Genomic DNA, 24,718 nt, shown 5'->3' on the forward strand with positions numbered 1-24,718 from the left:
TTCCAGATATACGTTCGGCACTTAATTCTTGGTTAAAATCACGGGCAAGCCGTTTCGAGGCTTGGTGATAGGCAGTATTCGGTAGCGTGCTTGCTCAGTGGCGAATACGCTGTAATCACGCAGCAAATGATAAAGAGCTATTTTTGCCGTCATGATGGCAAAGCGAAGCCCTATGCAGGTGTGTGATCCACCACCAAAGGGAAACCAGTTATAGGGATGTGCTTTGTGTTCGTTTCTTGCAGGTGAAAATCGCTCTGGATCAAACTTTGTGGGTTCGTTCCAATAATGTTCGGAGCGATGTATGTACCCGCAATCGACCATAACCTGGGTGTTGGCCGGAATAATGTGATTGCCAAATTGGCATTCTTTAATGGAGCGCCTGAATAGTTGTGGCGCTGGTGGAAACAGGCGCAGGGCTTCGCGGAACACCCATTCTATTTCCTCCAGGGATTCTAGGTTGTCGTAGGTTATGTCCTGTGGGTCGATGCGCAGGCACTGTTCACGCAAGCGTTGTTGCCATTCAGGATGCTGACACAGCAAGTCCAGTGTTATGGTAAGGGATGTAGTGCTGGTGTCGTGGGCCGCTGCCAGTACATTGCTCAGGTGAAATAGTATGGCCTGATCACTAAAGTCCGCGCCATTTTCATCCTGGGCCTGACAAAGGCGGCTGAAGATATCTTGCCCTTCCGACCTGCGCTTTTGTGGAATCAGCGGTGAAAAGTAGTTGAAAATATTGCTGCGGGCTTTGAGCGCCTGATGTAGAGCGGTGCCTGGTAGTGGCCAGGGAATAATGGCAGCCAGTCCGTTGTTCAGTTTAATGAAGTTCTGATTGATAAAGTGAGTATCTTGTTTCAGTTCTAGCCCAAGGAATGCTTTGGCTGCTATGTCCAGAGTCAGAGCTTTAATAGCAGGGTAAGCGGGCATCGCCTGGTGGGTTGGCCAGGTGCGCAGGTTGCCTATCACGACCTGATCAATCAAAGGAACATAGCCAACCAAGGCTTGTTTTTTGAATACAGACTGCATGATCCTGCGGTGGTGACGATGCTCACTGAAATCCATGGTAGGCAATGAATGGGGAAACAATCGGCCTAGGAATGCCTCCCAGCCCAGTTTGCTGGAAAACTGGCTGGCTTCATCTTTAAGAACAAATTCGGCGCCATCGGGGCTATTGAAGACGATGAAATTTTGCAGGAATGCACTGCAACGATAGACGTCGCCGTAGCGGGCCCGCATTGTGCGGCCAAAAGCATAGGTATCTGAAAGATAGTCAAAGGTATGGCCGATTACGGGCCAGCCGTAGCTGCCGTCAATGCCATTGATTGCAAGGTTTTCACCAAAGCGTCCTGTTCGGCTCATTTCAGCCAAGCTCCTGTTCGTGTGGATGTTTCTGTTCACGATCAGGTGCTATTGAGCCGCTGCCCTCTTGGATTCTACGGGGCGAGCGATAGGCACTTGTGATTTTTGTTATGCGTTGTTCTAGTACTTCGTAGACTTATAAGTCCACCAGATCGATTGTTCGGAATTATAATTATTTTGCGCGCAAATGAAAGTAACTAAATGTATATGAGGGATTAATGAAAAAAAACGAAGGGCTATTGAGTCTTTTCGGCAATTCGACTCTAAAATAGACATAATTTATAGTTGTGTCAAAAGGCTTTTTGCTTAGCTGACTTTAAAGCTGCGTACAGACTTTCTCAGGGTTTCGGTGCGTTCGTACAGGTTGTTGCTGGTCGTCAGGGTCTTTTCTGCAATTTGGGTGTTGGTTTCTGCATACCCTTGAATTTGCGTAAGATTGCGATTGATGTCTTCGGTCACTTCGCTTTGTTCTTCGGCGGCAGCGGCTATCTGGATAACCATCCGGGTGATATTGGTAACGGCGTCTTTGACCTCGTCTAACGTTTTACCTGCGCCTTCTGTGGTCTTGACGGTCTCTTGGGCGGAATCGCGGCTGGTGTCCATGGCGCTTACTGCGTCTTTCACGCCTTGCTGCAATTTCTGCAACATGCGCTGAATATCCTGTGTTGATTCCTGTGTTCTGCTTGCCAGGGTGCGAACCTCATCGGCTACAACTGCAAAGCCGCGGCCTTGCTCGCCCGCTCTGGCAGCCTCGATAGCGGCGTTTAAGGCAAGCAGATTGGTCTGCTCAGCTATGCCGCCGATAACGTCGATTACCGAATTCACTTTGTTGGCTTCCTCCTCCACGTGGGCAATCAGGCCTGCCGCCGATTGAACTTGCTCGGACAGTAGCTGGATCTGTGCGATGGTTTCGTACACGGTACGCTGACCGTGCTCAGATTGGCTGCTGGCGGTTTTGGCTTCATCGGCTGCGTCGGCGGTGTTGCGGGCCACTTCCTGAATGGCCGACGCCATCTCGTTTACGGCTGTGGCTACCAGCGTCAGTGCTTCAAGCTGGTGCTCGTTGGCGTCTTTGTTGGCACTGGCGTCTTTGCCCAGAGCTTGGGTTTGCTGGGCCACAGTGTCGGTGATTTGCTGTGTTTGCCCAATAAGGGTCTGTAACTTTTCCATAAAGTGATTGAAGTGTTTTACGATGCTGCCAATCTCATCTTTCTGATTCAGTGTAATGCGGGCGGTCAAGTCGCCTTCCCCTGTTGCGATGTTTTTCAGGCGATCACGTAACTGTAACATTGGCTTCACCACCATCGGCGGAATCAGCAAAGCACAGCAGGCGCATATCAATAAGCCAGCGGCCAGTACAATCAGCAGTAAGCTCTGTGAGCTGTCGGCTTTATCGCTGGTTTGTTTGGAGTACGCTTTGGCTGCGTTGATGCGCAGTTCACCCACTTCGTCAATCACGGTGCGCATGGCCTGGAATGACTTCTCGCTGGTCTCCATAAACTGGATAACATCACTCACGGCGGCTCGGCCTGCTGCTTTGTCTTCAACCACTTTTTTGGTCTGGTTGACCCATATGTTGTAGTTGTCGTTGAACGTATTGGCGTAATTCTTCAGGCTTGGCTCGTTGGCCGATTGAAAGAATTTGGCCACGCGGTCTTTTGCCTGCCCAATGTTCTCCAAATATTGATCTTTGTATTGACCGATGTGTTTGTCGCCATCAGGAAGAAACAGTATGGTGCGCTCTGCAATTTGGGCCTGATACAGGTCTCTGTCAGCTTGAAGCAAGTAATTGATTTCTGGAAGAAAACCATCTGAAATTTTGAGGGTGTTGGCGGTCAAGGATTTGCTGACGAAGTAGCCTATCAGGGATGACGTAAGAAACAGCGCTGCCAGCAGCAGTATAGGCGTCACTAACTTGACTTTAAATGGAAGATTTTTGAACGAATTCATGACCATGTTTCCTGCAGATTTAAATTTCCCTCTGTTAAGTTATAGCTTAATAACCATATTTGTTCAGGGCGCAGGATGAAGTTAGGTAGCTTTTTTAATACTGTTCGTTACATGAGGTTGGAGCATGAGCGTGTAGAATTGGGGCCTTGCTGCATCGAGCAGCGTTATTACGAGTAGCCAGGGAAGTTGTTGGGGGTAGGATGATGAAAATAAGGACATATATAGCAGCGTTTTTTTTGCTGGGGGGGCTGGGAGCTCAGGTTCAGGCAGCGCCGCAAGTCAAAGTGGAAGGACTGTTTAAAGGGGCGGCGGTGCTGGACATTAATGGCCAGCAGGTGATGTTGAAAAAAGGCCGCAGCCATGAAAGTGGCGTTACGTTGATTGATGCGAGTGCCAGGAGCGCAGTGTTAGAGATTGCGGGTCAGCGTCACGAATTGGGCCTGCATATGGCAATCGGTGGCAGTTACCAGCAGGCTGATCTGACACAGGTGGTCATTCGTAAAAATGATTACAACCAATATAAAGTCAATGGCAGCATAAACGGGGCCTCGGTTGGCTTTCTTGTGGATACCGGAGCCACCACGGTGGCCATGAATGAGATCCAGGCCCGCAGCCTTGGCTTGCAGTATAAATTGAACGGAACGGAATCTCGGGTGGTTACTGCCAGTGGCGTGGCCACCAGTTGGGTTATTACGCTGAACAGCGTCAAGGTAGGCGAGATCAGCGTTCCAAACGTCAAGGCAGTTGTTATTGAGGGGGGCTATCCTCAGGATGTGCTACTTGGAATGTCCTATTTAGAGTACGTAAAGATCCAAGAGCACAACAGTGTTTTGATGTTAGAGAAGAAATTCTGATTTAATAGCGGCTTCCATACGATCGCGGGAGCCGTCAATGAGTCATTCCTCCAAAACTATCCTGATCGCCAATCGGGGCGAAATCGCCGTTCGCATTATCCGTACCCTGTCCGAATTGGGTTGGCGCTCGGTGGCGGTGTTTGCCGAGGATGACGCTCACTCGCTTCATGTCTTAAAGGCTGATGTAGCTATCCCTCTTACTGGGATGGGTGCGTCGGCCTATCTTGATCAAGCCGAGCTTTTAAGTATTGCGCAGCAGCACAAGTGTGACGGTATTCATCCTGGCTATGGTTTTTTGAGTGAAAACCGTGAATTTGCGTTGGCCTGTGCCGCAGCGGGTTTGACCTTTGTCGGCCCCGATGCGGATACTCTTGGCTTGTTTGGCGATAAGGCCCGCGCCAGAGCATTAGCTGTGGAATGCAATGTTCCGGTTTTGAAGGGGTTGGATCACAGCGTTTCTCTGGATGAGGCCACCGCCTTTTTTGATGCACTGCCTGCAGGGGCGGCGATGGTTATTAAGGCGGTGTCCGGCGGTGGTGGGCGCGGTTTGCGCGTTGTAAAAGACAAAGCGGATATCGCAGAAGCCTACACTCGCTGCCGGTCAGAAGCGCAGGCAGCCTTCGGAGATGGGTCGGTGTATGTTGAGCAATGGGCACCGGCTGCGCGCCATATTGAAGTGCAGATTTTGGGTGACGGCAGCGAGTGTGCACATCTGTTTGAGCGTGAATGCACTCTGCAGCGGCGCCATCAAAAGGTGCTGGAGGTAGCGCCCAGTCCGAGTTTGTCACCTCAGCTTAAGCAGGCGCTGTATAGCGCTTCGTTGGCGATGGCCCGTCGGGCACATTACTGTGGTTTGGGCACTTTTGAGTTTCTGGTTTTCGAGGCGGGGAGTCAGGATCATCAATCCACCCAGTTTGCTTTTATTGAGGCTAATCCCCGCATTCAGGTTGAACACACCGTTACGGAAACCATTCTTGGTCTGGATTTGGTGGCACTCCAATTGGCGGTTGTGTTTGGTGCGCCGTTGTCGGATCTCGGGCTTACCGGTCTGGTACCGGTTGGGTTCGCTATCCAGGCTCGTATTAATCTTGAATCGTTGCAGCCCGATGGCCAGGTTAGGCCCTCTGCAGGGGTAATCGAAGGCTGGGATTCGCCCGGTGGTCAGGGTGTGCGATTGGACAGCTATGTCTACAGCGGATATCAGACCAGCCCCCGTTATGACTCTATGGTGGCCAAGCTGATCGTGCACAGCCCCTGGGGGGATTTTGGTGCGGTGTTGCGTAAGCTGGCTTTGGCGTTAAATGAGTTCCGTATAAGCGGGGTGGCGTCCAACCTGTCCGTGCTGCGGCAGCTGGTTAGGCATCCATTGGTGCAGAATAATCAGATCGATACCGGGTTTATTGACCGGCATCTCGTGGACTTATTAACAGCAGATGATGACGCGCTGCTGCCGAAGCACACAGTGCACAGCTCCCAGCCTCAAGCGCAGTGGGCCTTGGCAGACAACGGCATCGCTGCACCTATGCAGGGTTCGGTGGTGAGCCTGGATGTTCAAGAAGGGCAGGCCGTACGGAAGGGTGACACGTTGCTGGTAATGGATGCCATGAAAATGGAGCACGTGATTCAGGCGCCGGCTGCCGGTGCGGTGGAATCGCTGCTGGTGAATCAAGGTGATGCGGTTATGGAAGGGCAGCCGCTGCTGAATTTTCGTGCCGTAGAGGATGAGGAGCAGGTTGACCAGCAGGTGGCGAGTGTCGACCCCAACTATATTCGCCCTGATTTGCAGGAAAGCTACGATCGTCATGGTTATGGCCTGGATGCCAACCGCCCTGATGCGGTGGCCAAGCGCAGAGCCAAAAAACAGCGTACCGCGCGGGAAAACATAGCGGATCTGTGTGATGAGCAGAGCTTTATCGAATACGGCCCCTTGGTGATAGCTGCTCAGCGGCGACGGCGCTCATTGCAGGATTTGATGGAGAAAACGCCGGGCGACGGGATGGTGACCGGGGTCGGCCGGGTCAATGGTGACTTATTTGGGGAGGACGCTTCCCAGTGTGTGGTGATGACCTATGACTACACGGTGTTGGCAGGTACCCAAGGTATTCAGAACCACCATAAAAAGGATCGCATGTTCGAGTTAGCCGAGCGCATGCGACTGCCGGTGGTGCTGTTCAGTGAAGGTGGCGGCGGTCGCCCCGGGGATACCGACGGTTTGGGGTCGTCCGCCAGTCTGGATTGCTTGGCGTTTCTATATTTTGCGCGCTTATCGGCTTTGGTTCCTTTGGTGGGGATTGCATCCGGGCGCAATTTCGCCGGTAACGCTGCCTTGCTGGGGTGTTGCGATGTGGTGATCGCTACCCGTAACGCCAATATCGGTATGGGTGGCCCGGCCATGATCGAAGGCGGTGGTTTGGGTGTCTATAGCCCCGAGCAAGTGGGCCCGGTTTCGGTGCAGGCCGCCAATGGAGTGGTAGACATTCTGGTGGAAGACGAGGCGGAAGCGACCCAGGTTGCCAAGCAATACCTTTCTTATTTCCAGGGCCGACTTTCCCATTGGGAGGCACCGGATCAGCGTTTGCTGCGCACAGTCATCCCTGAGAACCGCTTGCGGGTTTATGACGTGCGCAAGGTGCTGCAGGGTTTGTTTGATGTGAATTCAGTGCTGGAACTAAGGGCCGGTTTTGGCAAAGGCATGATCACCGCGTTAGCCCGCATTGAAGGGCGAGCGGTCGGTGTTGTGGCCAATAACCCCCAGTATCTGGCGGGGGCGGTGGACAGCAACGGGGCCGATAAAGCCAGCCGCTTTATGCAGTTGTGTGATGCTTTTGATATTCCTTTGGTGTTTTTGTGTGACACGCCAGGGATTATGGTTGGGCCGGAAGTGGAAAAGACCGCTCTGGTGCGCCACGCTGCACGCATGTTCGTGACGGCGGCCAGCCTCAGTGTCCCTTTCTTTACGGTGGTGCTGCGCAAGGCATACGGGCTGGGGGCCATGACCATGGCCGGTGGCTCCATGAAGGCGCCATTGTTTACGGTTGCCTGGCCTACCGGTGAATTTGGGGCCATGGGTTTGGAGGGCGCGGTCAAACTGGGGTTCCGCAAAGAGCTGGAAGCCATCACTGATCCGCAAGAGCAGAAGGCTCGCTTTGATGAAATGGTGGCGGAGATGTATGAGCGGGGCAAAGCTGTTAACAACGCCACTTTCTTTGAATTTGATGACGTGATTGACCCGGCGGACACCCGGCGCTGGATCACAACCGGCCTGTTATCGGCACCGGCCGCGAGCCCGCGCAGTGGTAAGAAGCGCCCTTGCGTAGATACCTGGTAAGGCTAGTTGTTTGGGCTGCGCGCCAATGCCAGTTTGATCTCGCGCAGATGGCTTTGTATGCGTACTGTGTTTTGCGGGCCCATACGCCATAGCAGTTTCTCCAGATCGCTGGCCTGCTCCCGCTCGGGGTCGGCGAACGTATAGTAGACCGCGGGCTGTTTCAGGTTGATGATGGAGTCATTCAATGGCTGCACTTCCAATACGCGATCTATGGCTTCTATCAGTCGGTCGGAAAACTCCCCAGGTTGGCCCAGCTCGGCATAGGCCTCATTCAGCAAAGGGCTCCAGGCGCGGAAGTAGCGCACCAGCACGGTGGGCTCTAACTTCACAAAAGCGTTCACCATGGGTGTGGTGCGGGCGAAGTTCTCCTGCGCCAGGACAGGCTGCTGCTCGGAGCCTGTTACCTTGAACGCGGGTATGGAAACATTGAAAGGCCTGCTTTTGACGGGGACTTTACCCATCGCCAGGTTGTCTACCAAAATCACCCATTTGCGCAACTGCTCAGAGGGCGTTAGCCATTGCAGCAGGGTGTCGGAAAGATCCCTGACAGCTTTCTGGGTTTGCTCGTCACTACCGTCCAGTGCCGGAGGGGCCGAAACCAGAGCGGGAGGAGCTGGTGGCTGGGGCTGTTTGGTTGCGGGCTCCTGTGGCAGAGCCGCCGTGGGGGGTAGATCCCGGATCACCTGATGCACTTCCCGTTGCGTGGGCGCAGGCGCTACTGCGGTGGTTTCAGGTGCGGTTACCACTGCCTGGGAAGACTGGTTTGTTTGCCATAACCAGGCCAGGCCAAGGCAGGCCAGCAACGTCATGATGGTGCCAAATATTACTGGTTTCATGTTCAAACTCCCCCGAGTTGTTATACTGTCGCCACCTCTTCACCTGAGTTGTTTATTCAATAGTCAGGTGAATATGGTTATTTGGAAATCCTATCAATCATATAGTAACAATCAATTTTATATATGAGCGATCTGATCCTATTATACCACCATCAGTTTTTAAACAGCCTAAACCAGGAGGAAATATGTCGCTGATCAATACTGAAATCAAACCTTTCCAGGCCACTGCATTCAAACAGGGCGAGTTCGTACAAGTTACTGATGCCGATGTAAAAGGCAAATGGGCAATCTTCTTTTTCTATCCTGCTGACTTCACCTTTGTATGCCCAACCGAGCTGGGTGATGTTGCAGATCATTACGAAGAGCTGCAGAAGCTGGGTGTTGAAGTTTACTCAGTATCTACAGATACCCATTTTGTTCACAAAGCCTGGCATGACGCTTCTGAAACAATTGCCAAGATCAACTATTACATGCTTGGCGACCAGAACGGCACCATCACCAATAACTTTGGTGTAATGCGCGAAGGTCAAGGCCTGGCAGACCGTGCCACTTTCCTGGTTGATCCAGAAGGTATCATCCAAGCCATGGAAGTAACTGCTGAAGGCATCGGCCGTGATGCAGACGACCTGCTGCGTAAAGTGAAAGCTGCTCAGTACGTTGCTGCTCATCCGGGCGAAGTGTGCCCTGCTAAATGGAAAGAAGGTGAAGCGACTCTGGCGCCATCTTTGGACCTGGTTGGTAAAATCTAAACCGGATTTTACTGACTCAGAAACCGGAAGGGGGCTTGGCCTCCTTCTGGGATCTTAAAAATATCCCTCCCTTGTTCGGTCAGTATTCAGGTGTACCTCATGTTAGATGACAATTTAAAGAGCCAATTAAAAACCTATTTAACCAATGTGAAGAAAGATATCGAGCTGGTGGCTTCGGTTGACGATTCCGCCAAGTCTAAGGAAATGCTCGATCTGCTGACTGGCATTGTGGCGCTGACTGACAAGATTACACTGAAAGAAGTGCGTGACGACGCTGAGCGTAAGCCTTCGTTCCGTGTGAATCGTCCGGGTGAAGACATCAATGTGCGCTTTGCCGGTTTGCCCATGGGGCACGAATTTACATCGCTGGTGCTGGCGTTATTGCACGTTGGCGGACACCCGCCCAAAGAAGAAGCTCGCTTGCTTGAACAGATCGTTCAGTTAGAAGGTGAGTATGAATTTGAAACCTATATATCGTTGTCTTGCCACAACTGCCCGGTGGTGGTTCAGGCGCTTAACCTGATGGCTGCCCTGAACCCCAATGTTAAGCACACCATGATTGATGGTGCGCTGTTTCAGGATGAGGTAGACAGTCGTCAGGTCATGGCGGTACCGACGGTCTATCTGAATGGCCAGGAATTTGGCGCCGGTCGTATGACCCTGGAAGAAATCCTCACCAAGGCAGACACCAAAGCCAGTGAGCGACAGGCCAAAGAACTGAGTGAGAAAGCCCCCTATGATCTGTTGGTGGTGGGAGGCGGCCCGGCGGGTGCTTCTGCAGCCATCTATGCAGCGCGTAAAGGTATTCGCACGGGTATTGTGGCCGATCGGTTTGGTGGACAAGTGATGGATACGGTATCCATCGAAAACTTTATTTCGGTACAAGAAACCGAAGGGCCAAAACTGGTGGCACAGCTTGAACAGCATGTGCGTCAGTACGAAGTGGATATCATGACCAATCAAAAAGCGGTTGGTATGGTGCCCGGCTCCAGTACCGAGGTGCAGTTGGAAAACGGCGCCACGTTGAAAAGCAAGGCGGTTTTGATTGCCACAGGTGCCAGCTGGCGGGAGATGAACGTACCCGGTGAGCAAGAGTACCGAGGTAAAGGTGTTGCCTATTGCCCGCACTGCGATGGCCCACTGTTTAAGGGTAAGCGAGTGGCGGTTATTGGTGGCGGTAACTCCGGTGTGGAGGCTGCAATTGATCTGGCCGGAATCGTTGCCCATGTGACCTTGATTGAATTTGATGACAAGCTGCGTGCGGATGCGGTTTTACAGAAAAAGCTTAACAGCTTGCCGAACGTAACCATTGTTGTGTCTGCGCTGACCAAAGAAGTGTTGGGAGATGGCAACAAGGTGGTTGGGCTTAACTACGAAGATCGAACCAACGGCGAAATGCACAAAGTTGATCTGGAAGGTATCTTTGTACAGATTGGGCTGTTGCCGAATACTGCCTGGGCCAAGGGGGTGATCGAGCTGTCACCTCGAGGTGAGATTGTGGTGGATGAACGTGGCCAGACCTCAGTGCCTGGTATATTCGCAGCCGGTGATGTTACAACGGTTCCGTATAAGCAGATCATCATTGCCATGGGTGAAGGTGCAAAGGCCTCTCTGGGTGCTTTTGATTATCTGATCCGATCCTCGGTACAAGCCGACAGCTAGCGCGGTGTTGTTCAGTTTCAGCTAGTTCTTACCTCGGCGGCTGGTCAGTTTGAACAGCCGCCGGGGCTATCTCTTCTATCATAGGGTGCTCCCCCGGCCTTATTCCTTATAGAATTCGTTGGTTTTGGGTTCGTTTGCTATTCTTAAGCCTGACATCGGATGTTAGCATCCCTTATTCCTATTTGGATTAGGAAAAAACAGCAGCATGCAGGCAGATATTCTCATTGGATCACCCGCAGAAGCGCTCGTATCGAACGACAGCGTTATTTTGATCATTGATGATAATCCTCGCAGTATCAAGGCGTTAAGTCTGCTTATTCGTGATTTTGGTCAGGTGATCTTTGCCACCTCCGGCGAGGCCGGCATCGCCATGACCATGAAAACCAAGCCTGACCTTATTCTGCTGGATGTAGAAATGCCTGGAATGAACGGTTACGAGGTGTGTCGACAATTAAAGGGTGATGTGGCGACGCGCAGCAGCGGCATTATTATTGTCACCTCCCATGATTCGGTTGAGCATGAGGTGGCGGCGCTGGAGGCAGGGGCTGCCGACTTTATAACCAAACCGTTGAATGCTCCCGTGGTGCGGGCCCGGGTGAAAACACAGCTGCTGGTAAAAAAGCAGGCCGACGAGCTGCATCGACAGGCCGAGCAGGATGGTCTCACGGGTATCTATAATCGTCGTTATTTCGATTCTTATTTTGAGCAGGAGTGGCGTCGTCATCAACGTCAGCGCAGTTCGCTTGGGTTGGCGTTGGTCGATGTTGATCATTTCAAAGCTTATAACGATTCCTATGGGCATCAGCAGGGTGATGAGTGTTTGCGCTGCGTTGCTTTGGGCTTAAAGGCCGCGCTGCGTCGCCCTGGGGAGTTTGTGGCCCGTTATGGCGGTGAAGAATTCGCGGTGGTGTTGCCCTATACGGATGATGAAGAGCTACATCGCTTCGGGCCCTGGTTGTGTGAGCAGGTGCGTGCTCTTAAGATACCCCATGGCTGGTCCGAGGCCTCGGACTTCGTTTCGGTAAGCGTTGGCTTGGTGAGTTGCGTGGCAGGTAAGATCTGCAGCCATACCCAGATGCTGGGGCAGGCCGATGAGGCGCTGTACCAAGCCAAAGCGAATGGCCGCGATAGGGCGGTGATTGCGACCAAGTCGTCATCATAACAATGAACAGGATTGGCTGGCGCAGTGAGCCTAAATAGATCCTCCCAAGTATTATTGAATGCGTTGCTTCTGGGGGCAGTGTATGTGCTCCTGGCTGCCTTTTCCTATGGTGTTTCCGATCACGGACACCGCATTGCCTTGGTATGGCTGCCTGCCAGCATCGCTACAGCCTGGATAATAGGTAACCGTCAGCACTCCGATATTCCTTTGTATATCTCTGCTTTGCTCGCCAATTGCGCGGTCTCTGGGCTCTATGGCGATAGCTTGCTGTTTGCAATGGGAGGCTCTGCCGCCAAAGTTCTGGGCATCTATCTGGCGGTGATTTTGCTGAAGCCCCGTTGTAGAGATCAGCTTACGGTCAGAGATGCTGCTGTGATTCTTGCGGTCTACGTCTTGTTGGCGGTTCCTGTTGCTGCAGCGCTTGGGGCGTCGGTGATCTGGTACGAGCAGGCGGTGGCGTGGGGCGAGACCTTCTTTAATTGGTGGCTGGGTGAGGCCATCGGCGCGGTTCTGTTGTTATTGCCTGCGCTCGTTTTCGCCAACTTGGGGTATCGGCGGCTGGTTGCATCGCATCAGCTTTCCACCAGCACCCTGTTGTTGATCGGACTGTTTACGGTCAGTTTTGTGGTGCTGAAATTCGTCGAGTTCCCGTTTGCCTATTTGACACTTCCTTTGATGGCGATTGCTCTGCTCTACGGCATGGTAACGGTTGCTGTTCTGGCCAATCTGACTTTCCTGATTCTGGGGGCCGGTGTCGCCTGGGGGTGGTGGCAGTTCCCTATTTTGCAGGTGGATTCTGATATTCGCGAGGTGTGGGCGGCCAGTGCCGCTGTGGTGTTTGGGCCGATGATGCTGGGATTGGCGGTGGATGAGATTCGTCGTCGTCAGCATCAGCTCTCTACATTGGAGGAGCGCCTGGAACTGGCTTCTCAATCGGTGGAATTGGCATTATGGGATTGGGATCTGCCTAACGACGATGTGTTTTGGGATGATCGTATGCGTCGGCTTTATGATATCGGCCCCTGCGATGACCCGTTGAGCGTGGATTTGTGGCGCACCCGATTGCATCCGGATGATGTGCACATGGCTGAGCAATCGTTGAACGATGCCTTGGCGGGTAAAGCGGATTATCGAACCCAGTTCAGGTTGCGTAAGGAAGACGGCAGCTATCGTTCGATACAAGCTGCGGGCATTGTTATTCGGAACGCGGCCGGTGAAGCGGTGCGCATGGTGGGCATGAACTGGGATGTCAGTGAGCTGGTTTCGGCACAAAAAGCGGTCAAAAGTGCAGAAGAAAAACTCAATGCAGTGATCGAGGCGGCCAGCGAGTTTTCTATTATTACCACCTCGACGGAGGGCGTCATCGAGTTGTTCAGTGCCGGAGCAGAACGGCTATTGGGTTACACCCGCGAGGAATTGGTGGGTAAGGCAAGTCCGGCGTTGTTCCACGATCTGCAGGAGGTGGCGGCAGAAGGTGCCCGGTTGACTGCAGAGCTGGGTTATCCGGTTGAAGGGTTTGAAGTGTTTGTGGCCAAAGCCAGATTAGGTGAGGCAACCTCACAGGAATGGACCTACGTGCGCAAGGATGGTCAGCGAATACCGGTTAACCTCACGGTGACGGTTGTGCGTGATCAGGTCGGAGCCATTACCGGTTATCTGGGGGTGGCCCGTGATATTGCGTTGCAGAAAACCGCCGAGAAAGAGATCCGTGCAGCGCATAACGTGCTGGAGCAGCAGATCAAATTGGCGCGGCAGATGCGTGATGAATTCGAATCACTATTCGAGTTGGCTCCGGGTGCGATGCTGGTGCTGGATGCGCAAGGTAGAATCGTGAATGCCAATGGTCGGGCCCATCAGTTATTTGCATTCGATCAAAATATGCAGGGCACTAATATTTCAGCGCTGTTACCGCAATTTAACGCCTGGCGGCAGACCGGAGCGCAATCTGTGCGTGAAACCCAGGAGGAAACCGATTGGGCAGCCTTGCGAGCGGATGGCGTAACCCTGACGGTGTCCCTGGAGTACAGCCCGCTATTATTGAATGGTGTGATCCATACCATTGTGAACGTGTATGACATAACCGCACAGAAGGAAGCCGAGCGGGTATTGCAGCGCTCCCGTGATTTGGCCGAGAGCGCCAATCGCGCCAAGACTGAGTTTCTGGCCAATATGAGTCATGAAATCCGCACGCCATTAAATGCCGTTTTGGGTGCGGCTCAGTTGCTCAGCTATACCACGTTGGATAAAAAGCAAAGTAATCATGTGGGTATGATTTCTGCCGCCGGGCAGGCCTTGTTGGCTTTGTTGAATGATGTGCTGGATGTTTCCAAAATTGAGGCAGGCAAGATGGAATTGTCCCATGAGCCATTTCTGCTCACTGATGTCATCGAACCGTTGGCAACCATTATGTCTGGCAATGCCGCCAAGAAAAATATTGAACTGGTGATTGAGGTGGACCCTAAGATTCCGCGCAATTTGGTGGGGGATGCCATGCGGTTCCAGCAGGTGTTGGTAAACCTTGCCGGTAATGCCATCAAGTTTACCGAAGAGGGTGAGGTGGTGGTTGCTTTCTCGTTGGTGGCTCAAGAGGGTAACCGTGCAACGATTGAAGTCTGTGTGCAGGACAGCGGAATCGGTATGGATGACGTACAATTAGCCTCTTTGTTTAAAGCGTTTTCCCAGGCTGATTCTTCCATTACCCGACGTTTTGGCGGAACCGGTTTGGGTCTTACCATCTGCAAAAAGCTGGTGGAGCTGATGCAAGGGCAGATACGGGTCAGCAGCCAAACGGGCAAAGGCTCCGAGTTCTGTGCGCAAGTGGTTTTGGATATTGATGCAAGCGACACACAGCGGCCAGTTGAGCCCGATCGCAATCGCCGGGTGTTACTTGCCGATGCCAGTGCTGCCTCGCGTAGAGCCATGCGAGCCTATTGCGATAGTTGGGGCTGGCAGTGCGAAGAAGTTGAATCATCAGCGGCTGCCCGTAAGCTGATCGAAGCGCGACGCAGTAACTTTGATGTGCTGATATTCAATCAGAATCTTGATGCTGCCGAAGCGCTGGATGCTTTGGCGATGACATTGCCGAGCATTAAGCTCGTTGGTCATGTCAGTCGGGAGAAGCTATCGAACAGCCCGTTATCCAGTAATAAAGTGGTCATGTTGTCCAAGCCGATCACCAGCTCGATCTTGCTGGATGGAATCAGCGAAGCCTTGGGCCGGTTTGCCAATGAATCGGCGTTGGTTAAACAGCGGCCCGCAGTGGAGTTGGCACGGCTTGATGGTGTGCATCTCTTACTGGTGGAAGACACGCCATCCAACCAGGTTATTATTATGGGGGTGCTGGAGCAGGCTGGTGCCCATGTTGAAGTTGCCGATAACGGTGCTGATGCATTGCAGCGATTGCGAGATAATGCGGCGTCTTATGATGCCGTGTTGATGGACGTACAGATGCCGGTGATGGATGGGTTCACAGCTACTCGCAAAATTCGTGACGAGCTGCACCTGACTGTCCCGATTATAGCGATGACAGCGGGGGTGTTGGCGTTTGAGCGACAGCAATGTATTGATTCAGGCATGGATGATTTTATTGGCAAACCTTTGGATATTCCCACGATGCTGAAAACCATTTCCCGATATGTGTCGGTTCGAGCTTCGCAGGCAGAACCGGCTGTGGTTGCTGCGGAGGTGTTGCCTTCAACGCAGCCGTTGATCAAGCAAGGTGTATTTGATCCAGAGCGGATCATGGGGTTTGTGCGGGGTAAACCTGCCCGTGAAAAAGACATTGTCGATATGATCGAACGTATTGTGGCCGAGCAAATGTTGCCGGTGGATACTGGGCGACGCCTGTTAGAGGAGCAGCGTTACGAAGAGGCTGCTCGTCATTTTCATACGCTGAAAGGGTCGATGGGCAACTTTGGTGCCAATGGGGTGATGGCCGCGGCACAGGCTTTGGAGCAGGCGATAAAGCAGAATCAGGGAGAGGACTATGAAGCGCTGTTGCAGGATTTTACCCAGGCATTACAGGACATGGTTGCGGTAGCTGGCAATTGGTTGGTGCAATACCGTGCCAGCAATGGGGTATCGGGCATTGAGTACGAGTGGAACGATCAGGAGTTTACTCTCAAATTGCAGCAGTTACGGGACAGCCTGAAGAGTTCCGATATTGAGGCGGTGGATATCTTCAATAGTATCGAATCAATGTTGAAACAGAAGCTGGGGGAGAGCAAAGTCAGCTCGCTGGTGGATGCCATGGACGAGCTGCGCTTCGAGGACAGTTTGAGCTTGCTGGAAGATCTCTGAACGTCTAAACGGCGTTTTTATTCAGTTTGTTGCGGGCCAGTAGATCCAGGCGCTGGCGAATGGATTGCTCAATACCTTCTGCATTCAACCCACACTCTGCGATCATCTCGGTGGGCTTGCCGTGATCCACGTAGTAATCGGGAATACCAAGATTCAGAATCGGCATGACAATGCCGTGTTTTGCCAGCACTTCGCAGACGGCCGATCCCGCGCCACCTTGGATGGCGTTTTCTTCTACAGTTACCAGCAATTCATGAGTGTTGGCCAGTTCCAGAATCAGCTCTTCATCGATGGGCTTAATAAAGCGCATGTCTGCCACACTGGCGGACAGGGTATCACCTGCGGCTTTAGCGGCAGTGACCAATGCGCCGAACGCCAGGATAGCTGTGCCTGAGCCCCGACGAACCATGCGCCCTTTACCTATTGGCAGAGCGGTCATGGTTTTCTGTATGGTGGCACCGGTGCCGGTCCCGCGGGGATAGCGAATGGCGGCAGGCCCTGTGTATTGGTAGCCGGTATACAGCATCTGGCGGCATTCGTTTTCATCAGAAGGCGCCATGATCAGCATGTTGGGAATGCAGCGCATGAAACTGAGGTCGTAGGCGCCTGCATGGGTGGGGCCGTCTTCACCCACCAGACCGGCCCGGTCGATGCCGAAGGTGACATCGAGGTTTTGCAGGGCGACGTCGTGAATGAGTTGGTCGTAGGCTCGCTGCAGAAACGTGGAATAGATGGCGACCACAGGCTTCTGCCCTTCGCAGGCCAGTCCGGCCGCCAGTGTGACAGCGTGCTGTTCCGCGATGGCGACATCTTCATATTGATCCGGAAATTGCCTGGAGAACTCTACCATGCCGGAGCCTTCGCGCATGGCCGGTGTGATGCCCACCAGACGCTTATCCTGCTGCGCCATGTCGCACAGCCATTGGCCGAATACATCGCTGTATTTGGGTGGCTTGGGTTTGGGGGCGGCGTTTTTTACCGGGGGTTTGGGTTCAATTTTAGATAGGGCGTGGTAGCCGATGGGATCCTGTTCGGCGGGATAGAACCCGCGCCCCTTGCGGGTAAACACATGGAGCAGGTGGGGGCCGGGGATCTCGCGCAGCTTGCCTAAGTAGGTCACCAGCTTATCCAGGTTGTGACCATCTATGGGGCCGATGTAGTTAAAGCCCAGCTCTTCAAACAGCGTGCCGGGGGACACCAGCCCTTTCATGTGCTCTTCGGTGCGGCGCACGAATTCCATGGCGGCGGGCATGTTCTCGAGGACTTTTTTGCCGCCCTCCCGCAGTGAATTGTAAGTGCGGCTGGCCCAGACTCGGGATAGGTAATTGGAGAGGCCGCCTACGTTCTCGGAAATGGACATTTCGTTGTCATTGAGGATGACAATCATGTTGGCCTTGGTGTGGCTGGCATGATTGAGTGCCTCAAACGCCATCCCGGCGGTCAGCGCGCCATCGCCGATGATGGCCACGTTGCTGTTGTTGCGGCCTTGGGCGCGGCTGGCCAGGGCCATGCCCAGCGCGGCACTGATGGAGGTGCTGGAGTGACCTACACCAAAGGTGTCGTACTCGCTTTCGCTGCGTTTGGGGAACCCGGCAATGCCGCCACGCTGACGCAGGGTGGTCATGTCATCCCGGCGACCGGTGAGTATTTTGTGGGGGTAGGTTTGATGGCCTACGTCCCATACCAGTTTGTCTTCCGGGGTGTTGAACACGTAATGCAGGGCGATGGTGAGTTCCACCACGCCAAGCCCGGCACCGAAATGACCGCCGCTCTTGCCCACCGCATACATCATGTAGTGCCGCAGTTCGTTGGCCAACTGGGGCAGCAGCTCCTGATCCAGTGTGCGCAACTGGGCGGGTCTGTCGATCAGGTCCAGCAGTGGCGTGCTGGGACGGGTGAGTGGTATTTCGGTAAACATCAAATTGATTGCCTGTATGCCAATCCGGTCAGGTACGGGGTAATCCCCCATTATACGAGTCTGGGAGCCAAAAATAACGTTCGGGTTTAATTTAGGGGTTAATTTCCTGTGTGTCAGTGGCTGCGGGAAACGATGTAGCGCGCCAGTTCCCGCAGTGGGGTGGCTGATGGGCCAAAATTTTGCAGGGCGGTGATGGCCTTTTCACTCAGCTCCCGCGCCAGTTGCTGGGCTTGTTCCAACCCCAACAAGCCAGGATAGGTGGCTTTGGCCAGTGCCAGGTCTGCGCCTTGCTGCTTACCCAGTTGTTCGGTTTCGCCAATGACATCGAGAATGTCATCCTGCACCTGAAAGGCAAGGCCGATGGCCTGGGCGTAGTGATCCAAGGCTTGCAGCTGATCTTCGTTCACCTCTGGCCGGGTGAGTGCGCCCATGGCGACGCTGGCCCGAATCAGGCAGCCGGTTTTGTGATGGTGGATGGTTTCCAGCTGCTGCAAGGTAAGCTGTTGTCCTTCTGCGGCCAGATCCAGTGCCTGGCCTCCTGCCATGCCTTGAGTGCCACTGTTGGTGGCCAACAGCTGGATCAGCCGCAGGCGGGTGCGGTCTGTCATGGACACCGGGGATCGGGTCAGCACTTCAAAGGCCAGGCATTGCAGGGCGTCTCCGGCCAGTATGGCGGTGGCTTCGTCGAACGCTATGTGGCAGGTGGGCTTGCCCCGACGCAGATCGTCGTCGTCCATGGCGGGCAGGTCATCGTGCACCAATGAGTAGGAATGCACCATTTCCAGGGCGGCGGCCACGTCGTCGGCCAGGGTTGTTTCACCGTCTACGGCCTGTGCGGCTGCGTAGGCCAGCACCGGACGCACCCGCTTGCCGCCATTGAAGGTGGCGTAACGCATGGCTTCAACCAGACGGGGAGCCAGGCCATTTTGCTGCTGCAGCCAGTATTCCAGCCGCTGATTTACCTGCTGCTGGCACTGTTTTAGATACTGATCCAACTGAAATTCGTTCATTTAACCGGCGTCTTCTTCCTTGAATGGAGCCAGTGTCTCTTCGCCATTCTGATTCAGAAGTACTTCCACTTTCTGCTCCGCTTCTTTCAGGGCCTGCTGGCATTCTTTGGTGAGCTTGATGCCCTGTTCAAATGCCTCCAGGGATTTCTCCAGGGTCATGTCGCCGCTTTCCATGGATTCCACCAGTTGTTCCAGTGTTTGCAGGGATTGCTCGAAGTCGATAGCGGTTTTTTTCTTCGCCATGATGTCTCCTGATGGGTGGGGCTGGGGCGACGCGGTGGCCGGTGTTTGTGTGAGGGCGCAAGTTTCGGCCATCGGGATGATGAGGTCAATGCGGTGCCAGAATAAATCACAATACGTCAGGATTGCGGAATTTCTCCAATTCCTGTCTAGACTTAGTTGTGTAGGCCACTTTCAGTCAAAATGTTGAACGTTTTTTAGTCAAATGGAGTAGGGGTGTGGATTTAGCGACCCTCATAGGATTACTTGGTGCGTTGGTGATTGTGGTGATGGCCATGGTCACCGGTGGCGATGTGATGATCTTTTTGAATATACCTTCCATATTGATTGTGGTGGGGGGGACGATTTTTGCCGTCATGGCGAAGTACTCATTGGGGCAGTTCCTGGGGGCCATGAAGGTGATGAACAAATCCTTCAAGTCCAAGCTGTCTTCGCCTGAAGAAATCATTGTTGAGGTGGTGGAGCTGGCGGATCTGGCGCGCAAGGGCGGGCTGCTGTCTCTGGAAGGCAAGGAGGTCTCCAACGATTTTCTGCAAAAGGGTATTCAGTTACTGGTGGATGGGCATGATCCTGAGGTGGTGAAGAGTATTCTGAGCAAAGATATGCGGGAGGGCCTGTCACGCCACGCCACCGGTAAAGCGATTTTCGTAAATATGGGCGATACGGCACCGGCCATGGGCATGATCGGTACGCTGATCGGTCTGGTGCAGATGTTGTCTGCCATGGATGATCCCAAGGCCATTGGCCCGGCTATGGCGGTGGCACTGCTGACCACGCTGTACGGTGCCATGATTGCCAATATGTGGGCACTGCCGGTTGCGGATAAGGTAGCCATGCGATCGGAGGAGGAGGCGCGCATTCAATCTATGATTATTGATGCTTTGTTGGCCATTCAGGCCGGTCAGAACCCTCGTGTTATTCAGGGCCTGCTCAAAACCTATCTGCCTGCCTCCAAGCGCGCCAGCGAAGAAGAGGCGTAAGGGAGAGGATATATGGCTGACGAAGACGATTGCGACTGCCCTGAATGCCCGAAAGGGCTTCCCGCCTATCTCGCTACCTTTGCTGACTTGATGTCGTTGCTGATGTGTTTCTTTGTGCTGCTGCTGGCATTCTCGGAGATGGACATTCAGAAATACAAGCAAGTGGCGGGTTCCATGAAGGATGCCTTTGGGGTGCAGGATCAGATCAAGATGAAGGAGATGCCCAAGGGTACCTCGATCATCGCCCAGGAGTTCTCCCCCGGCCGGCCGCAGCCCACGCCACTCAATGAGGTGCGTCAGTCCACCACGGAAACCATGAGCGATACTCTGGAAGTGCTGTGTGCGCCCGATGACAAGCAGGAGCGGGAGGATTCCCAGGATGAGTCCAAAGCGGCAGCGTCGGATCACTCTGCCGAGATCCTGGAGCGACTGGTGGCCATGACCCAGGCGGACGCTGTAGAGGTCGCGGCGGCGATGAAAGAGGATATTCAGAGCGGGGCGGTGGAGCTGGAAACCCGCAACCGTCGCATCGTGATCAGGGTCAAGGAGCAGGGGTCTTTCCCCAGTGGTTCGGCCACGCTGCGATCCAGTTTTATCCCGATTATGGATCGAATCCGCGAGGCAATTAAGGATATCGATGGTATCTATTCGGTGGAAGGGCATACCGACGACCTGCCCATTTCCACCGCCCGTTTTCGCTCCAACTGGGAGCTGTCTTCCGGTCGTGCGGTATCAGTGGCCCATGAACTGATGAAGAATAGCGATATGGATCCCACCAAGTTCACGGTGGTGGGCTTTGCCGATACCAAGCCGATGGTGCCCAACGAAGATGAGGCCAGTCGGGGTCGTAACCGGCGGGTGGAGATCGTTATCGAGCAGGGCAGTGAAGATGAGAAGTACCTGTCGGGGGAGGAGCAGCTGCCGGAGGATCCCGAGTTCAATACCGCATTGCTGAAAGAGGCTGGCATCGAGAACCTGGAAGGCTTCGAGCTGCTGTCCGGTGATGAAGCCGATCAGCAAACCAGTGAAGCCAAAGACGTGATCAGTGTAATCGACAGCGAACAGCCCCCCGAGGTGACAGCGGATCAGGCACCACAAAGCGGCCAGCCCGAGGCCGATGGCACACCCTCACCATCGCCCTTCGACCTGTCCGTGGATCCCTTTGCTCCCAAGCCGCAGCCCAAGCCCGAAGACGAGTTCTTTTAAGTTGAGCTTGCCATACCCCCCTTTGGGCGGGTATGGTTTGGTCATTTAAGGCCAAATCGCGGGTAATTAATGGACACCCCTCCACAGACAGGTAACGACAAAGAGCTGGACATCGAGCTGGACAAGCTCAGTGCCAACGCAGTGTACGCCGCCCTGCTGGTAGAAATGCTGGTGGAAAAGGGCGTGCTGTTGGCTGAGCTGTTGGCTGGCACCGATATTCGCCTGGAAACCCTCAAATCATTGGAGGGCCGTCTTACCGCACGTCAGTATCAGGCGCTCATCAATAACGCGCTGCGCCTGTCCCCCGACCCTGCCCTGGGCTTCAAGTTCGGTTTTCAGTTGAAACTGTCTACCCACGGTTTTCTGGGGTTTGCGGCAATGAGTGCAGCCACCCTGGGGGAGGCTCTGCAGCTGGGGGTTAAATACTGCCGCACCCGTTTTGATTTTTTTGCTCTTGACGTGTTTGAGCAAGACGGCAAAGTGATATTCCAGGTAGACGAACTGCTGAATATGGGGCCCGCCAGCGCCTTTCTGTTGGAATCTGTGATGGCCAGTTTTGGCACGATGAGCATCAATCTGTTGGGGGAGATTCCCAAAGGCGTAAGCTGCCGTCGTGTTTGTGCCAAGCCTGCGTATTTTGAAGAGCTGGAGCACTGGTTCCCGCAGCGGGCACCGGTGGAATTTAACCAGAGCGCCAATCAGCTGATATTCCAGAAAAGCCTGATGCAGCGGCCCCTTAACCTGTCCGATCCCCTGGCCCGGCAATTGGCCGAAGCGCAATGTCAGAAAGAATTACAAACCATACAAGTGGATGATGACCTGCTGTACCGTGTACATCGGCTGTTGAAAGAAGCGGAGCCCAATTATCCCAAACTGGATGAAGTGGCGGCGCGGTTACATTTGTCCTCCCGTACTTTCAAGCGCAGACTGCAGGCAGACGGCACCAGTTTTCAGGCGATCCTGGATCGGGTGCGTATGCACCAAGCCAGGCAGATGCTGGCAGAATCACGGCAATCCGTAGACGCCATCGCCTCGGCGTTGGGTTATAGTGATGCCTCTAATTTCAGCCGGGCATTTCGGCGTTGCGAGGGTATGACACCGGCTCGTTTCCGGCGTCAGAAACTCGAAAAAGAAAACCAGCCCTGATTGGGCCGACTGACTACAACAACAGTGCAATCCAACATCATTATTGAATTTTTGAGGGGAAATCATGACTGATCAAACTGAACTGGCCAGCAAGCTAGAGGAAGCCCATGTTCAATTCTTACTGAACCGTTTGCAGGATGAGGGGCTTGAAGCCACCATCGACCGAGAGCTGAAGGCTGCCTGGGAATGGGGTGCCACGGTGTCACTGAATGACATCCTGGATCGTGAGTTGCTTGTTACCACCATTCTGCGGTTGGTAGAAACGGGCCCCTTTAATCAGGAGCTGAGGGACATTGTTGTTAAAAGCGTGATCACCGGGATACAGGCTGAATTTAACGACGGTGCCACGATTCAAAGCCTGGTGCCCAAAGCCGAATACGACAAAGCCATCAGTCACTACGCCAAGTTTGAGAAAATTCGTGTGGATGTGATCCGCATGATTCTGGAAAGCCCGATTTACAGCGAGCTGATCACCGATGTGCTTTACCACGGCATTAAAGATTACATCACCACCGAAAACGTTGTGGTGAAAAAAGTGCCGGGTATGGGGGCGTTGATGAAAGCGGGTGCCAAAGGCCTGAACAAGGCGATGCCCAAGCTGGAAGGTGCGGCGGAAGGCACCATCAAAAAATTCATCACCAGCAACCTGCGCAGCTCGGTGGAGTTAAGTGAGAAAATCCTCAACAACGCCCTGTCAGAAAGCAACATCAAAACCATTGCAGACCACTTCTGGAAGACCATTAGCGAGAAAGACTTCTCCAAGTTCAAAAACTACGTTACCGATGAAGATATCAACGAAACCATCGCTATCGGTGATGACTTGTGGAATGAAATACGCCGGGCCGAGTACCTCCACAACATGATTCGTCAGATCGCTGAGCATATTCTGGACGAAAACGGCGATAAGAAGCTGGCCGATCTGGTGAATGATATTGGTTACACCGAAGATTACATAGCCGGTGAACTGAAACAGATTTTGCCGGGCATCCTGGGGCGAGAGGCCCTGTGGCGGTATCTGGAGAGTCGAGTCCGGTCTACGGTGTCTGACTTCTACGGCAGCGATGCTTTCACTGCTGCAGTGGGTTAATGGCGGCATATTGCCTTAACAGGCAATGGCAGGCGGCAAGCCGTGGCAGTGGCTTGCCGTTTCTGGGCGGAATGATGCAGTTTTTGAACGCCTTTACAGCGTTTGGGTCAGTTGGCAAAGGCTTTGCTTTGAGTTGTTCTAAAGCGGTTGAATCGTAAGGAGAACCTTGGCATGGAAGGCGTGTCCTCCAAATTGAAGAGCTGGTGGCAACAGAAAAATACAACCAAGTCAGAGCCGGTGCAAACCGTGTCAGAGGAGGTGATGCACCTGTTCCGGCTGCGGCGTGAGCATCGTTTGCTGCAAGCCCGTTTCAGTGGGGTGGAGGACGTTTTTCAGAGCCTGCTGTTGGAAGTGGATCTGGAGCAAAATCGTCTGTTGCTGGATGAGCCGTTTCCCCATCGGTTTCCGGTGCAATCCTGGGTAGGGCGTCGCATTAAAGTCTCCACCAGTGAAGGTGGGCTGGCAACCCGTTTTGAAAGCCGGGTTTGTGATCTGGTGCAACTGGATCAGGCCTCTGCGCTGGTGTTGGAGATGCCAAGAGACATCATGGCTGCTCAGCGGCGTCATCACTTTCGCGTCATCGTAAATCGACGTATGCCTGTGGATGCAGTGGTGCGCTTACCGGGCCAAGGCAACCTTGCGGCTACGGTGCTGGATCTGTCGGCCTCCGGCATTCGTTTGTCTATTCCCGGCGCATTCAGTGTGTTGGAAGAGGATGCCAAACTGTGTTTGCGGCTGGGGGCGGAATCACCCATGGTGAGCCTGCTGTCGGTGCGGAATTTGATGCCGTCGACTCAGGAAGATGACTATACCGAGGTGGGTGCGATGATGTCTGGTTTGAACAGCAGTCAGCTCAAAACCATTGAGCGCTTTCTGGTGCGCATGCAGCGAGCGCAGCGTCAGCAAGAACTGGAGGCGGGTTTAGCCTAGCAACC

At 53.6% G+C, this 24,718-nt stretch carries 17 protein-coding genes; 11 read left to right on the forward strand and 6 right to left on the reverse strand.

Translation table 11 applies throughout. From position 1 onward, the window contains the following. Positions 1–21: 21 nt before the first annotated feature. Both Kalk_RS15285 and Kalk_RS15290 read right to left on the reverse strand, forming a co-directional pair. Positions 22–1,356 (reverse strand): cytochrome P450, encoded by a 1,335-nt coding sequence (locus tag Kalk_RS15285; RefSeq protein WP_101895071.1) that lies wholly within the window; start codon positions 1,354–1,356, stop codon positions 22–24. Positions 1,357–1,662: 306 nt separating this feature from the next. Continuing rightward, on the reverse strand, positions 1,663–3,306 hold the full coding sequence (locus tag Kalk_RS15290) for a methyl-accepting chemotaxis protein (protein WP_158643521.1): 1,644 nt from the start codon (positions 3,304–3,306) through the stop codon (positions 1,663–1,665). 203 nt (positions 3,307–3,509) lie between these two features. Between Kalk_RS15290 and Kalk_RS15295 the strand changes: the two genes are divergently transcribed. Beyond that, positions 3,510–4,160 carry a retropepsin-like aspartic protease family protein gene (locus tag Kalk_RS15295; protein ID WP_101896350.1) on the forward strand — a complete coding sequence of 217 codons (651 nt, stop codon included), beginning with the start codon at positions 3,510–3,512 and terminating at the stop codon, positions 4,158–4,160. A 37-nt stretch (positions 4,161–4,197) separates the two neighbouring features. Then, positions 4,198–7,488: an acetyl-CoA carboxylase family protein gene (locus tag Kalk_RS15300; RefSeq protein WP_101895073.1), complete on the forward strand. Its 3,291-nt coding sequence runs from the start codon at positions 4,198–4,200 to the stop codon at positions 7,486–7,488. Between the two features lie 2 nt (positions 7,489–7,490). Here the strand turns inward: Kalk_RS15300 and Kalk_RS15305 are convergent, their stop codons facing one another. Continuing rightward, a complete protein-coding gene (locus tag Kalk_RS15305) occupies positions 7,491–8,324 on the reverse strand; it encodes a DUF3014 domain-containing protein (RefSeq protein WP_101895074.1) in 834 nt (277 codons plus the stop codon). A gap of 185 nt (positions 8,325–8,509) precedes the next feature. Here Kalk_RS15305 and ahpC point away from each other — a divergent pair, with 185 nt between their 5' ends. The 4 genes from ahpC to Kalk_RS15325 all read left to right on the forward strand — a co-directional run bounded on the left by ahpC (position 8,510) and on the right by Kalk_RS15325 (position 16,196). Further along, positions 8,510–9,073 (forward strand): alkyl hydroperoxide reductase subunit C, encoded by a 564-nt coding sequence (gene ahpC, locus Kalk_RS15310; protein WP_101895075.1) that lies wholly within the window; start codon positions 8,510–8,512, stop codon positions 9,071–9,073. 99 nt (positions 9,074–9,172) lie between these two features. Next, positions 9,173–10,735 (forward strand): alkyl hydroperoxide reductase subunit F, encoded by a 1,563-nt coding sequence (gene ahpF, locus Kalk_RS15315; protein WP_101895076.1) that lies wholly within the window; start codon positions 9,173–9,175, stop codon positions 10,733–10,735. 205 nt (positions 10,736–10,940) lie between these two features. Further along, positions 10,941–11,897: a diguanylate cyclase domain-containing protein gene (locus tag Kalk_RS15320; RefSeq protein WP_101895077.1), complete on the forward strand. Its 957-nt coding sequence runs from the start codon at positions 10,941–10,943 to the stop codon at positions 11,895–11,897. A gap of 24 nt (positions 11,898–11,921) precedes the next feature. Then, positions 11,922–16,196 (forward strand): PAS domain S-box protein, encoded by a 4,275-nt coding sequence (locus Kalk_RS15325; protein ID WP_158643522.1) that lies wholly within the window; start codon positions 11,922–11,924, stop codon positions 16,194–16,196. 4 nt (positions 16,197–16,200) lie between these two features. On the opposite strand, the gene dxs is transcribed toward Kalk_RS15325, so the two are convergent. The 3 genes from dxs to Kalk_RS15340 form a co-directional block, all read right to left on the reverse strand. Beyond that, positions 16,201–18,114: a 1-deoxy-D-xylulose-5-phosphate synthase gene (gene dxs / locus Kalk_RS15330; RefSeq protein WP_101895079.1), complete on the reverse strand. Its 1,914-nt coding sequence runs from the start codon at positions 18,112–18,114 to the stop codon at positions 16,201–16,203. A 113-nt stretch (positions 18,115–18,227) separates the two neighbouring features. Beyond that, a complete protein-coding gene (ispA, locus tag Kalk_RS15335; RefSeq protein ID WP_101895080.1) occupies positions 18,228–19,124 on the reverse strand; it encodes a (2E,6E)-farnesyl diphosphate synthase in 897 nt (298 codons plus the stop codon). After that, complete coding sequence (locus Kalk_RS15340; protein ID WP_101895081.1) at positions 19,125–19,367, reverse strand: exodeoxyribonuclease VII small subunit; 243 nt, start codon at positions 19,365–19,367, stop codon at positions 19,125–19,127. It lies immediately after the preceding gene. Between the two features lie 215 nt (positions 19,368–19,582). Between Kalk_RS15340 and pomA the strand changes: the two genes are divergently transcribed. The 5 genes from pomA to Kalk_RS15365 all read left to right on the forward strand — a co-directional run bounded on the left by pomA (position 19,583) and on the right by Kalk_RS15365 (position 24,713). Further along, positions 19,583–20,344 carry a flagellar motor protein PomA gene (pomA, locus tag Kalk_RS15345; RefSeq protein ID WP_101895082.1) on the forward strand — a complete coding sequence of 254 codons (762 nt, stop codon included), beginning with the start codon at positions 19,583–19,585 and terminating at the stop codon, positions 20,342–20,344. Positions 20,345–20,356: 12 nt separating this feature from the next. Beyond that, entirely contained in the window at positions 20,357–21,550 is a 1,194-nt protein-coding gene (locus Kalk_RS15350; protein ID WP_101895083.1) for a flagellar motor protein MotB, read from the forward strand. Positions 21,551–21,619: 69 nt separating this feature from the next. Then, the gene (locus Kalk_RS15355) at positions 21,620–22,696 is read left to right on the forward strand and encodes an AraC family transcriptional regulator (RefSeq protein ID WP_101895084.1); all 1,077 of its coding nucleotides are present in this window, start codon (positions 21,620–21,622) and stop codon (positions 22,694–22,696) included. A gap of 64 nt (positions 22,697–22,760) precedes the next feature. Continuing rightward, the gene (locus Kalk_RS15360; protein ID WP_101895085.1) at positions 22,761–23,783 is read left to right on the forward strand and encodes a hypothetical protein; all 1,023 of its coding nucleotides are present in this window, start codon (positions 22,761–22,763) and stop codon (positions 23,781–23,783) included. A 171-nt stretch (positions 23,784–23,954) separates the two neighbouring features. Continuing rightward, a complete protein-coding gene (locus tag Kalk_RS15365; protein WP_101895086.1) occupies positions 23,955–24,713 on the forward strand; it encodes a flagellar brake protein in 759 nt (252 codons plus the stop codon). Positions 24,714–24,718 lie beyond the last annotated feature (5 nt).

Origin of the sequence: Ketobacter alkanivorans (genome assembly GCF_002863865.1) — a bacterium.
GTDB classification, from domain to species: Bacteria; Pseudomonadota; Gammaproteobacteria; order Pseudomonadales; family Ketobacteraceae; genus Ketobacter; species Ketobacter alkanivorans.